An 11,934-nucleotide genomic window follows, 5' to 3' on the forward strand; every position below is an offset into this window, starting at 1 on the left:
ATCCTTAAAGGAGTGCGGCACATGTCAAAAGGGCATTCGCTACAAGACCCTTACTTGAATACTTTACGTAAAGAGAAAGTTGGGGTGTCCATCTACCTGGTCAACGGTATCAAGCTGCAAGGCACGATCGAGTCTTTCGACCAGTTCGTTATCCTGCTGAAGAACACCGTCAGCCAGATGGTTTACAAACACGCTATCTCTACAGTGGTGCCGGTTCGTCCAATTCGTCTGCCTAGCGCAACCGAATCCGAAGCAGGTGACGCTGAGCCAGGTAACGCCTGATAGGAGTTTCCTTTGTTCTTTGAGCGCCACGGTGGTGGTGAACGAGTGATCCTCGTTCACTTGGATGGACAGGACCCTGAGGCGCGCGAAGATCCGCAGGAGTTTCAGGAGTTGGCTAATTCGGCCGGCGCCGAGACCGTTGCGTTTTTTAACGTGCCGCGTCATCGGCCAACCGCCAAATTCCTGATTGGCAGCGGCAAGGTCGAGGAGCTGCGCGACCTGGTCCATGCCGAAAAGGCCGATCTGGTCATCTTCAATCACATCCTCACGCCCAGTCAGGAACGTAACCTCGAACGTGTTTTCGAGTGTCGCGTGATCGACCGTACCGGTCTGATTCTCGATATTTTCGCCCAGCGTGCCCGTACCCATGAAGGCAAGCTCCAGGTAGAACTGGCCCAGCTTGACCACATGAGCACCCGGCTGGTTCGTGGCTGGACCCACCTTGAGCGTCAGGGTGGCGGTATCGGTATGCGTGGCCCGGGTGAAACCCAGTTGGAAACCGACCGCCGTTTGCTGCGGGTTCGCCTGCGACAGATCAAGGGCCGGCTGGAAAAAGTGCGCAGTCAGCGCGAGCAGTCGCGCCGCGGCCGTTCGCGTGCGGATATTCCTACCGTGTCCCTGGTGGGGTATACCAACGCCGGCAAATCCACGCTCTTCAATAACGTGACGAAATCCGACGTGTACGCGGCTGACCAGTTGTTCGCCACGCTGGACCCGACCTTGCGCCGTCTGGAGCTCGATGACCTGGGGCCGATTGTCCTGGCTGACACTGTGGGTTTCATACGCCACTTGCCGCACAAACTGGTCGAGGCATTTCGGTCTACGCTCGAAGAGTCAAGCAACTCTGACCTGCTTTTGCACGTGATCGATGCGGCCGAACCGGATCGCATGTTGCAGATCGAGCAGGTGATGGTGGTGCTGGGCGAGATCGGAGCCCAGGACTTGCCGATCCTCGAGGTCTATAACAAACTCGATTTGCTTGAAGGCGTTGAGCCACAAATCCAGCGCGACGAAAACGGCAAGCCCCAGCGGGTCTGGCTGTCGGCGCGTGATGGCAGTGGTCTGGAATTGCTTGAGCAAGCCATTGCCGAGTTACTGGGCGGTGATTTGTTTGTGGGTACCTTGCGCTTGCCGCAACGCTTTGCTCGACTGCGTGCGCAGTTTTTCGAACTTGGTGCGGTACAGAAAGAAGAACACGACGAAGAAGGCATCTGCCTGCTGGCCGTCCGCTTGCCTCGGGTCGAGTTGAATCGACTGGTGAGCCGCGAAGGTCTGCAACCGATGGACTTCATCGAGCAACACACTTTGCAATAAAAGCCTGAGAAAGCGGTTGTGCCGTGGTGACAGGCATTCTGTAGCATTGGTCGGCGCGCCGTGGGTGCGTCTTTGCTTTATCAGATGGAGAGCGCTATGGCTTGGAATGAGCCGGGTGGCAACTCGAATAATCAGGATCCTTGGGGTGGCAAGCGCCGCAATAACGGCGACCGCAAGGGGCCACCGGATCTCGACGAGGCCTTCCGAAAGCTGCAGGAAAGCCTGAACGGGTTGTTCGGTGGTGGTAAGAAACGTGGTGATGACGGCGGTGGTCCGGGCAGGAGTGGCGGCTTTGGCGGCCTGCTCGGCATCGGTCTGGTCGTGCTGGCGGCCGTGTGGCTGTACAGCGCGGTCTATGTAGTGGACGAGCAGGAGCAAGCCGTGGTGCTGCGCTTCGGCAAGTACTACGAAACCGTCGGCCCGGGCCTGAACATCTATTTCCCGCCGATCGATCGCAAGTACCTGGAAAACGTCACGCGTGAGCGTGCGTATACCAAGCAGGGTCAAATGCTCACTGAAGACGAGAACATCGTCGAAGTGCCGCTGACCGTGCAGTACAAGATCAGCAACCTGCAGGATTTCGTGCTGAACGTTGATCAGCCGGAAATCAGCCTGCAGCACGCGACCGAAAGTGCCTTGCGCCACGTGGTGGGTTCCACCGCCATGGATCAGGTGCTGACTGAAGGTCGTGAGTTGATGGCCAGCGAGATCAAAGAGCGTCTGCAACGCTTCATGGATACCTATCGCACCGGCATCACCATTACACAGGTCAACGTGCAGAGCGCAGCCGCACCGCGCGAAGTGCAGGAAGCCTTCGATGACGTGATCCGCGCCCGTGAAGACGAGCAGCGTTCGCGTAACCAGGCTGAAACCTATGCCAACGGCGTCGTGCCGGAAGCTCGTGGTCAGGCCCAGCGCATCATCGAAGACGCCAATGGCTACCGTGACGAAACCGTCTCGCGCGCCAAGGGTGAGGCCGATCGCTTCACCAAACTGGTCAGCGAGTACCGCAAGGCACCGGAAGTCACCCGCGAGCGTCTGTACCTGGACACCATGCAGGAAGTCTTCACCAATACCAGCAAGGTTCTCGTGACCGGCAACAAGAATGGCCAGAGCAATCTGCTGTACTTGCCGCTGGACAAGATGGTCGAAAGTGGTCGCAACACCAGCACTCCGGTGACCGGTGCGGCAGCCACCAGCAATGAAGCGAATACGCGTGCGGCAGCTGATCTGCAGCAACAGCAAGCACGTACCAGGGAGAGTCGCTGATGAGCAATAAATCGCTGATCGCCCTAATTGTTGGCGTCGTCGTGGCGATCGCTGCCTGGAACTGCTTCTACATCGTGGCTCAGACCGAGCGCGCGGTATTGCTGCAGTTCGGTCGCGTGGTCCAGGCTGATGTTCAGCCGGGCCTGCATGTGAAAGTGCCTTACGTGAACCAGGTGCGTAAATTCGACGCACGCCTGATGACGCTGGATGCACCGACACAGCGCTTCCTGACGCTGGAAAAGAAAGCTGTCATGGTCGATGCCTACGCCAAGTGGCGCGTGAAAGATGCCGAGCGCTTCTACACCGCGACTTCCGGCCTCAAGCAGATTGCCGACGAGCGTCTTTCCCGTCGCCTGGAATCGGGCCTGCGTGACCAGTTCGGCAAGCGCACCCTGCACGAAGTGGTGTCAGGTGAGCGCGATGCGCTGATGACCGATATCACGGCTTCGCTGAACAAGATGGCGGAAAAAGAGCTGGGCATCGAAGTCGTCGATGTTCGGGTCAAGGCTATCGATCTGCCGAAAGAAGTGAACCGCAGTGTGTTCGAGCGCATGAGCTCCGAGCGTGAGCGTGAAGCTCGCGAGCATCGCGCCAAGGGTAATGAGCTGGCAGAAGGCATCCGTGCCGACGCCGATCGTCAGCGCCGCGTGCTGCTGGCTGAAGCCTATCGTGAATCTGAAGAGGTTCGCGGTGACGGTGATGCCCAAGCCGCTGCTATCTACTCCAAGGCCTACGGCCAGGATCAGGAGTTCTACGGTTTCTACCGTAGCCTGCGTGCCTACCGTGAAAGCTTCGCGAACAAATCCGACGTCATGGTCCTGGACCCAAGCAGCGATTTCTTCCGCTACCTGGAAAAAGCCAAGCCTTGATACGGCGTTGACCTGAATCATCCCCCGCCTGGCGGCTAAAGCCTCTGGCGGGGTGATCCTTTGGGAAAACGTGTGTATGATGCGGCAGCCGGGAAATTCCCGGCTTTTTTGCGTCTGCACGTTTGATTGCTGTTTTATGCAGTCGCCCGAGTCGAATGACTCGACAGATTTTTCGAGGAAAGTGGTTGGCGAAGCCGGTTTCAGGCTTTTCGCCACGTCGTTCTTGCGCGTGGTTTGTGCATCGAACCGATCATTTTCTGCTTCACTCAAGGCTCGCCCACAGGCTTGCCGCCCGGATCATAGGGGAATGGCGTAATGGCAACGGTAGACCGCTGGCTGCTGCCAGATGGCATCGAAGAAGTACTGCCACCAGAAGCGGCGCGCATTGAAGTAGCGCGTCGTCAGGTGTTGGATCTGTTCCAGAGCTGGGGTTACGAGTTTGTCGTGACTCCCCATATCGAGTACCTGGAATCCCTGCTGACCGGTGCGGGCTCGGATCTCGATCTGCGTACCTTCAAGGTCATCGACCCGCAATCGGGTCGGCAGATGGGTTTCCGTGCCGACATCACGCCGCAAGTGGCGCGCATCGATGCGCATACCCTGCGTCGCGAAGGCCCGAGTCGCCTGTGTTATGCCGGTAGCGTGCTGCATGCTCAGCCACGCGCCTTGTCGTCCTCGCGCAGCCCGATTCAATTGGGTGCCGAGTTGTACGGTGATGCCAGCCCGAGCAGCGACGTTGAAGTCATCAGCCTGATGCTGGCCATGCTGCAGCTGGCCGATGTGCCGGACGTGCACATGGACCTCGGTCACGTTGGTATCTACCGTGGCCTGGCTCGCGCAGCGGGTTTGTCGGGTGAAGTCGAGCAACAGTTGTTCGATGCATTGCAACGCAAGGCGATCGACGAGGTTATTACCCTGACCGAAGGCTTGCCTGCCGACTTGTCGGGCATGCTGCGAGCGTTGGTCGACCTGTGTGGCGGCCGTGAAGTGTTGAGCGCTGCCCGCGAGCGTCTGGCGAATGCGCCGGCGCCTGTATTGGCGGCTCTGGATGACTTGCTGGCAATTGCCGAGCGTCTGTCCACGCGTTTCCCGGAATTACCGCTTTACTTCGACCTGGGCGAGTTGCGCGGCTACCACTACCACACGGGTGTGGTGTTCGCGGTGTTCGTGCCGGGTGTTGGTCAGTCCATTGCCCAAGGCGGTCGTTATGACGACATCGGCGCCGATTTCGGTCGTGCCCGTCCGGCAACCGGCTTCTCTACCGATTTGAAAACCCTGGTGACCCTGGGGCGTGCTGAAATCGAGCTACCGTCTGGCGGTATCTGGATGCCTGACAGTACGGATGCGGCACTCTGGCAGCAGGTTTGTCAGTTGCGCAGTGAGGGTCAGCGTGTCGTCCAGGCTTTGCCTGGGCAACCTTTGGCCGCCGCCCGTGAAGCGGACTGCGACCGGCAATTGATTCAGCAGAACGGGCTTTGGCAAGTATCGCCACTGGCTTCTTGAGTTTTCCTGCCGGCTGCCGCCGGCACCAAGTTTGCGCGAATGAGGACAAGTGTTATGGGTAAGAATGTCGTAGTCCTGGGCACCCAATGGGGTGATGAGGGCAAAGGCAAGATCGTTGATCTGCTGACCGAACATGCTGCCGCCGTAGTGCGCTACCAAGGTGGCCACAACGCAGGTCACACTCTGGTGATCGATGGCGAAAAAACCGTCTTGCACCTGATTCCGTCGGGCGTTCTGCGCGAAGGCGTACAGTGCCTGATCGGCAACGGTGTGGTGGTTGCCCCCGATGCTCTGCTGCGGGAAATCATCAAGCTGGAAGAGAAAGGCGTACCGGTGCGTGAGCGCCTGCGTATCAGCCCATCCTGCCCGCTGATCCTGTCCTTCCACGTTGCGCTGGACCAGGCCCGTGAAAAGGCCCGTGGCGAGCTGAAGATCGGTACCACCGGTCGCGGCATCGGCCCGGCCTACGAAGACAAGGTTGCGCGTCGTGGCCTGCGTGTTGGCGACCTGCTCAACATGCCGCGCTTTGAAGACAAGCTGCGTGAGCTGGTGGATTACCACAACTTTATGCTGGTGGGTTACTACAAAGAGCCGGCCATCGAGTTCGAAAAGACCCTGGCTGAGTGCAAAGAATACGCTGAGCTGCTCAAGCCGCTGATGCTGGACGTGACGGCCGAGTTGCACGACCTGCGTCGCGCGGGCAAAGACATCATGTTTGAAGGCGCCCAAGGTTCGTTGCTGGACATCGACCACGGTACCTACCCGTACGTGACCAGCTCTAACACCACCGCTGGCGGTGTTGCTACCGGTTCGGGTGTTGGCCCGATGTTCCTCGACTACATCCTGGGCATCACCAAGGCGTACACCACGCGTGTAGGCTCGGGTCCATTCCCGACTGAACTCTTCGACGAAGTCGGTGCGCACTTGGCCAAACAAGGTCACGAGTTTGGCGCGACTACCGGCCGTGCCCGTCGTTGTGGCTGGTTCGACGCTGTTATCCTGCGTCGCGCTATCGATGTGAACAGCATCTCGGGCATCTGCCTGACCAAGCTGGACGTACTCGACGGTCTGGAAACCATCAACATCTGCGTCGGCTACAAAGATGCAGACGGTAACGATGTTGCCCCGACTGACGCTGATAGCTACGTCGGTCTGCAGCCGGTGTACGAAGAAGTGCCAGGCTGGACCGAGTCGACCGTGGGTGCCAAAGCCCTGGAAGAGCTGCCAGCCAACGCGCGTGCCTACATCAAGCGTGTCGAAGAGCTGATCGGCGCACCGATCGACATTATTTCGACGGGCCCGGACCGCAACGAAACCATCGTTCTGCGTCACCCGTTCGCTTAATAAGTCGTTGATGTAAAAAACAAAGGGTCCTTAATTGGGCCCTTTGTCGTTTCTGCCGGTTGGACGGCATGACCTTTGCTGTGATCTTCATTAAGTGCATGACTTCTGGCGTGCCATCAATTTAATGGCGTCAAAGCAGAGGGATATCAAGTGTCGGCCGTTCTCTCATTGTTACAAAGCCGTTTGTTGCGGCCTGTGTTCGTTACCCTTGGTATCGCCCTTTTGGTGCAGGTGCTGGTGGCTGTTGCCCTGACCCGGAGCACAGTGACTGCGCTGGAGGCAGATCTCGGCGTGCGCCTGGGTGCGGACAGTCAAAAACTCTCAGGCGAGCTGGAGCAGGCGGGGCGTGAAGTCACGTCGAGCCTCGATAGCCTATCCACGAGCACGCGTCAGCGACTCACGGCCGGTTTGTCCTCGCGTTTGGAGGAAGAGCAGGCGCAGTTGCGCACGACTTTGGAAAAAGACTTGAGGGACTCCGCCAATGATATGGCGCAGCTTCTGGCCTCGGTCGCACCCCGCGCCATGTGGGACAGTGATGTTCCAACCCTGTCCGAATTCGCCCGCCGGGCACAGCGCAATCCCAACGTGCTGTTCGTGGTCTATGACGATGCCACTGGCCAACACCTGACGCGCTACCTCAATCGGGAAAACCCGATCAACAAGGCGCTTTTGGAAAAAGGTCAGGGCGAGCGAGCGCTGGACAAGGTATTGGATGCGGCGAAGAACGACCCTTCGGTTTTCTATATTGAAGCCTCGATCAACCCCAATGGCGTGGAGATCGGCAAGGTCTTGATGGGTGTCTCGACCGCCTCGGTGGAAACTGATCTGGCGGCCCTGGACAAGCGCTTCTCCGCGTTGATTGCCAGCAGTGATCAACTGGTGGGCGACAGCTTGAAAGGTGCGGCGGCCGACAGCGCTACGGCGATGCGTGCGCGTTTGCAGTCAGCACAATCCACCGCCTCGGACATGAAGGCCAACACGACCAATACCGTGCAGGAAGCGGCCGCCACCTTGCGTTGGCGCATCGGTATGGGCCTGGCGCTGGTCGGTCTGGGTGTCCTGTTGCTGATCGCGGTGGTGCTGGGGCGCCGAGTGGTCAATCGCTTGAAAATGCTCATCTGCGCCATGGATGACCTGGCGGCGGGTGAAGGCGACCTGACCAAGCGTGTGCAGATCAACAGCAAGGATGAAATCGGCGACATGGCGTCGGCGGTCAATCGCTTTGTGGATAAGTTGCAGCCGATCGTGCGGGAGGCGGGTGATGTGGCCCAGCGGACTGGCGTGGAAATCGGCGCCATGACCCTGCGCAATGCCGGGGCTGATGCGGCGGCGGGCATGCAGCGTGATGAAGTGGCCGAGAGTCTGCGCGCGTTGTCGCAGATGGCTGATGAAGCTCAGTCGGAAAGCCATGCCATGCAGGCCGCGTTGCAGCAAGTGGTGGACATCCGCTCAGCCACTGATGAAAACACCCGCACTTCTGCGAAGGTCGGCAGCTTGATCGAAGCGTTGGCAGGGCAGGTCGATACCGGGGCGAAAGTCATCGAGCGACTGGCGCAGCAGAGTGAGCAGATTGAAGTGGTGCTGACGGTGATTCACGGGATCGCCGAGCAAACCAACCTGCTGGCGCTGAACGCGGCCATCGAGGCGGCGCGTGCGGGTGAAACCGGTCGCGGTTTTGCCGTGGTGGCTGACGAGGTTCGGGCCCTGGCGAGCAAGACTCAGAGCTCCACCGGTGACATCCAGGCCCACATCGTGGCCTTGCAGCAGGGCGCGCGTGAGGCTGTGGCGGCGATTGGGCAGGCCGGGCGCCAGGCCAACGAAGGTTTGTTGGTGTTGCGTGACAGCGCGCGGTTGCAGCAGTCGGTGCAGGCGTCGGTCGAGCAAGTGCATGCGGCGATAGGTCTGGCAACCCAGGCGGCGGCGCATCAGGCGCAAGGCGCGCAAGCGGTACGTGGTCGGGTCGAGACCATTCATGCGCAGGCTGAAAAAGCGGCTCAGGCGGTGGTGGAAACCACGGCCAGCGGTAAGGTGCTGGATGGGTTGGCGGCGCAGTTGAAGGCGAGCCTGGGGCAGTTCAGGGCCTAAGATCAAAAGATCGCAGCCTGCGGCAGCTCCTGCAGGGAAACGCATATCCCGTGTAGGAGCTGCCGCAGGCTGCGATCTTTTGCTTTATCCGCGGCTCAAATACATCCGCGTCGTCAGCAGATAAACCGGCAACCCCGACACCAAAATCAATAACGCCGCATAAGGCGCCGCCGCCGCAAATTCCACATTCGCGGTATGCGCCCACACCTCCGTCGCCAGCGTATTGAGCCCTGTCGGACTCAGCAACAGCGTCGCTGTCAGCTCCTTCATCGCATCCAGAAACACCAGCGCAAACGCCGCGCCCAATGCCGGGAAAATGATCGGCAACGTCACTCGGCAAAACGCACTGAACGACGATGCCCCGAGTGTGCGTGCAGCTTCTTCCAGCTGCGGCGCCGCCTTGTTCAGCGCCGTGCGAATCGGTGCCTGCGCCAGTGGCAGAAACAGCAACGCATAAGCAATCAGCAGCAGCGCCGAAGTCTGATACAGCGCCGGCACATAATGCAGGGCGAAGTACACCAGGGTCAGCGCAATCACCAGCCCTGGCAGCGCATGCAGCAGATACGGCAAGCGCTCGGCCCAGATCGCCAGTGGTCCTTTGTAGCGCACCACCAGCAATCCCACCGGCACCGCCAGGACCAGGCACAACGCCGCGCCGCCCAATGACAGCGCCAGCGACGACAGCAAAGCCTCACTGATCGCGGCTACCGGGAATGCAGCCGACGAACCCACCGCCAACCAGTACGCCAGCATCCCCAGCGGAATGCCGCTCCCGATGATCGTCAGCGCCAGGCAATACAGGTGTCCGGCAGCCGCCCAAGGTCCCAATCGAACCTGTGCCGCTTGGCGCGCCGCGCCCTGCCCGGTGCGCACGTGTCGGCCCTTGCCGCGTACGCGCAGCTCAAGCCACAGCAATACCAGGCACATCACCAGCAATACCGCAGAAAGCATCGCCGCGTTGGCGTTGCTGAATTCCAGTTCGAACTGCTGATAGATCGCCGTGGTAAAGGTTTGCAAGCCGATGATCGACAGCGCGCCGAACTCCACCAGCATGTGCAGCGCGATCAGCACTGAGCCGGCCAGCAATGACGGCCAGAGCAGCGGCAACGTGACTCTGAAAAACACGCCCCAGCGATTCTGTCCAAGCGTGCGGGCGGACTCTTCCAGGGATGGATCGAGATTGCGCAGGGTAGCCGCGACGGGCAGAAAGATCAGCGGGTATTTGGACAGGGTCATCACCAGGATTGCCCCACCGAGCCCTTCGAAATGTGCGCTCAGCGACACCCAGGTAAAACTGCTGATGAAGGCCGGTACCGCGAACGGCAGGCACAGGATCACGCCCCACAACCGGCGTCCCGGCAAATTACTGCGCTCCAGCAGCCAGGCCAGCGACAAACCGATCACACCGCAGGCGAGCGTCACACCGACCATCAGCGCCAGAGTGTTGCGCAGCAGGCCAAACACATAAGGCCGCCACAGCAGATGTATCGCCTCGGCCCAGCCGGCCTGCCAGGCCTTGAGTCCGACATACGCCAGCGGCAACAGGCTGAGAACCACCAACAGCAATACCGGCAGTAACAGCCAGATCGAAGGCCGCTTGCGCCTTGGCACGTACCCCCTGCGGGCGGCCGGGGTGGATAACGTTGCGCTCATTAGTTCAAGCCAACGTCACGTTCCAGGTCCAGGGCTTCTTCGGCATTGCCGAGGTCGGCTGGCGTGACTTTAGGCGCTTGCAGCTCGCCGAATGGCTTGAGGCCGCGATCCGACTCCATGCCTTTGTGCAGCGGGTATTCGGCAGTGGTCTGGGTGATCACGCGCTGACCTTCTTCGCTGGCCATGTAGGCGAGTAATTGCTGGGCTTCTTTTGGGTGTTTGCTGGACTTCAGTACGGCAGCGCTGGAAACCGTGATCAAGCCGCCGACGTCGCCGCCGGTGAAGTAATGCAGTTTCGAATCGAGTTGGCCTTTCTCGCGCTGCAAGGCAAACCAGTAGTAATTGTTCACCAGTACCGTGGCGACTTCGCCGTTTTCCACAGCCTTCAGCGCCACCATGTTGTTGCTGTAGGTCTTGCCGAACGCGCGCAGGCCGGTGAGCCATTCTTCCGCGGCGTCCATGCCATGCACTTTGATGATCGCCACGGCCTGTTCCTGGAACGCGCCGCTGGTAGGCACGAAGCCGACCTTGCCTTGCCATTTCGGATCGGAGAACCCCATCACCGACTTGGGCAGGTCTTTTTCGTCGATCAGTTTCGGGTTGTAAGCAACAACGCGGACCCGGGCGGTGATGCCGATCCAGGTGCTATTACCCGCGACATAGTCTTTGGGCAGGACGGCGAGGGTGGCGGCATCGGTCTGGGCCAGCAGGCCTTGTTCGCCGAGTTTGTTCAGGGGTGGCGATTCTTCGGTGTAGATCACGTCGGCCGGGGAGCGGTCACCCTCTTCGACGACCTGGCTGGCGAGCTGGTTGCTGCTGCCTTTGCGCACATTGACGTGAATGCCGGTCTTGGCCTCGAAGGCTTTGGCGATGGCGTCGCCGACTTCCTTGTGTTGGCCGTTGTAGAGTGTCAGGGAAACCGGGTCGGCGGCTTGGGTGAGGGGAGTGGCGAGAGCCAGGCCGAGCAGGGTAAAGGTCAAGCCTCGGCGCAGGGTATTTCGAAACATCATTCGCAGGGTTCCTCACTGTCGCATTGCAAAAACTTGCAACAATGATAAACGATATTGTTTCTCAAGTGCGCCTTGCAGAGCGCCTGGCCCTTGTAGGAGCTGCCGAAGGCTGCGATCTTTTGACTTTGATTTTTAAGATCAAAAGATCGCAGCCTTCGGCAGCTATTACAGGGGTTCATGTTTTTCAAATGCCAGAAACGCAAAAACCCGCTTTCGCGGGTTTTTGTGAAATCCCAGAGTAAACTCTGAAATTTGAATTGGTGCCCAGAAGAAGACTCGAACTTCCACGACCTTGCGGTCACCAGCACCTGAAGCTGGCGTGTCTACCAATTTCACCATCTGGGCAGCATCTTCAGCGTTGCCGCTGTTGATGTGGCGCACTATACGGAGAGCTATTTGATCTGTAAACCCCTGATTTAGTTTTAATAAATCAGATGCTTAGAATGCAAAAAACCCGCTTTCGCGGGTTTTTGTGCGAGCCTTGAAATTGATCTAATCTCAAGTTCGAAATTGGTGCCCAGAAGAAGACTCGAACTTCCACGACCTTGCGGTCACCAGCACCTGAAGCTGGCGTGTCTACCAATTTCACCATCTGGGCAGTATCG

General features: G+C 59.2%; 10 protein-coding genes and 2 tRNA genes. 8 read left to right on the forward strand and 4 right to left on the reverse strand.

Going from position 1 to position 11,934, the window contains the following annotated elements; genetic code table 11:
* The first annotated feature begins 21 nt into the window (after nucleotides 1–21).
* The 7 genes from hfq (at nucleotide 22) to ACA052_RS02520 (ending at nucleotide 8,666) form a co-directional block, all read left to right on the forward strand.
* Nucleotides 22–282, forward strand: a complete 261-nt coding sequence (gene hfq / locus ACA052_RS02490; RefSeq protein WP_007902656.1) for an RNA chaperone Hfq — start codon at nucleotides 22–24, stop codon at nucleotides 280–282.
* A 12-nt stretch (nucleotides 283–294) separates the two neighbouring features.
* On the forward strand, nucleotides 295–1,596 hold the full coding sequence (hflX, locus tag ACA052_RS02495) for a ribosome rescue GTPase HflX (protein ID WP_497648252.1): 1,302 nt from the start codon (nucleotides 295–297) through the stop codon (nucleotides 1,594–1,596).
* A gap of 96 nt (nucleotides 1,597–1,692) precedes the next feature.
* Nucleotides 1,693–2,865 carry an FtsH protease activity modulator HflK gene (gene hflK, locus ACA052_RS02500; RefSeq protein WP_497648253.1) on the forward strand — a complete coding sequence of 391 codons (1,173 nt, stop codon included), beginning with the start codon at nucleotides 1,693–1,695 and terminating at the stop codon, nucleotides 2,863–2,865.
* The gene (hflC, locus tag ACA052_RS02505) at nucleotides 2,865–3,734 is read left to right on the forward strand and encodes a protease modulator HflC (RefSeq protein ID WP_059405812.1); all 870 of its coding nucleotides are present in this window, start codon (nucleotides 2,865–2,867) and stop codon (nucleotides 3,732–3,734) included. The genes hflK and hflC overlap by 1 nt, the downstream gene beginning before the upstream one ends.
* A gap of 315 nt (nucleotides 3,735–4,049) precedes the next feature.
* Nucleotides 4,050–5,237, forward strand: a complete 1,188-nt coding sequence (locus tag ACA052_RS02510) for an ATP phosphoribosyltransferase regulatory subunit (protein WP_109627704.1) — start codon at nucleotides 4,050–4,052, stop codon at nucleotides 5,235–5,237.
* A 54-nt stretch (nucleotides 5,238–5,291) separates the two neighbouring features.
* A complete protein-coding gene (locus ACA052_RS02515) occupies nucleotides 5,292–6,581 on the forward strand; it encodes an adenylosuccinate synthase (protein WP_497648254.1) in 1,290 nt (429 codons plus the stop codon).
* 150 nt (nucleotides 6,582–6,731) lie between these two features.
* Nucleotides 6,732–8,666, forward strand: a complete 1,935-nt coding sequence (locus ACA052_RS02520) for a methyl-accepting chemotaxis protein (RefSeq protein WP_497648255.1) — start codon at nucleotides 6,732–6,734, stop codon at nucleotides 8,664–8,666.
* An 84-nt stretch (nucleotides 8,667–8,750) separates the two neighbouring features.
* Here the strand turns inward: ACA052_RS02520 and ACA052_RS02525 are convergent, their stop codons facing one another.
* Complete coding sequence (locus ACA052_RS02525; protein WP_497648256.1) at nucleotides 8,751–10,319, reverse strand: ABC transporter permease; 1,569 nt, start codon at nucleotides 10,317–10,319, stop codon at nucleotides 8,751–8,753.
* Nucleotides 10,319–11,329 carry an extracellular solute-binding protein gene (locus ACA052_RS02530; RefSeq protein ID WP_497648257.1) on the reverse strand — a complete coding sequence of 337 codons (1,011 nt, stop codon included), beginning with the start codon at nucleotides 11,327–11,329 and terminating at the stop codon, nucleotides 10,319–10,321. Before ACA052_RS02530 ends, ACA052_RS02525 begins: the two co-directional genes overlap by 1 nt.
* A 41-nt stretch (nucleotides 11,330–11,370) precedes the next feature.
* On the opposite strand from ACA052_RS02530, the gene ACA052_RS02535 reads away from it, so the two are divergent.
* Complete coding sequence (locus ACA052_RS02535) at nucleotides 11,371–11,571, forward strand: hypothetical protein (RefSeq protein WP_497648258.1); 201 nt, start codon at nucleotides 11,371–11,373, stop codon at nucleotides 11,569–11,571.
* A 16-nt stretch (nucleotides 11,572–11,587) separates the two neighbouring features.
* Here the strand turns inward: ACA052_RS02535 and ACA052_RS02540 are convergent.
* Nucleotides 11,588–11,674: transfer RNA gene (locus tag ACA052_RS02540), tRNA-Leu, on the reverse strand.
* 166 nt (nucleotides 11,675–11,840) lie between these two features.
* Nucleotides 11,841–11,927, reverse strand: a tRNA-Leu gene (locus ACA052_RS02545).
* Between the last annotated feature and the right edge of the window lie 7 nt (nucleotides 11,928–11,934).

It is taken from the genome of Pseudomonas sp. LBUM1644 (assembly GCF_059716195.1).

Excerpts from the sequence above, each read along its gene's own strand:
- ACA052_RS02530 (WP_497648257.1), bottom strand. The coding sequence starts at position 11,329 with ATGATGTTTCGAAATACCCTGCGCCGAGGCTTGACCTTTACCCTGCTC.
- hflC (WP_059405812.1), top strand. The coding sequence starts at position 2,865 with ATGAGCAATAAATCGCTGATCGCCCTAATTGTTGGCGTCGTCGTGGCG.
- ACA052_RS02510 (WP_109627704.1), top strand. The coding sequence starts at position 4,050 with ATGGCAACGGTAGACCGCTGGCTGCTGCCAGATGGCATCGAAGAAGTA.
- ACA052_RS02535 (WP_497648258.1), top strand. The coding sequence starts at position 11,371 with ATGATAAACGATATTGTTTCTCAAGTGCGCCTTGCAGAGCGCCTGGCC.
- ACA052_RS02515 (WP_497648254.1), top strand. The coding sequence starts at position 5,292 with ATGGGTAAGAATGTCGTAGTCCTGGGCACCCAATGGGGTGATGAGGGC.
- ACA052_RS02525 (WP_497648256.1), bottom strand. The coding sequence starts at position 10,319 with ATGAGCGCAACGTTATCCACCCCGGCCGCCCGCAGGGGGTACGTGCCA.
- hflK (WP_497648253.1), top strand. The coding sequence starts at position 1,693 with ATGGCTTGGAATGAGCCGGGTGGCAACTCGAATAATCAGGATCCTTGG.
- hfq (WP_007902656.1), top strand. The coding sequence starts at position 22 with ATGTCAAAAGGGCATTCGCTACAAGACCCTTACTTGAATACTTTACGT.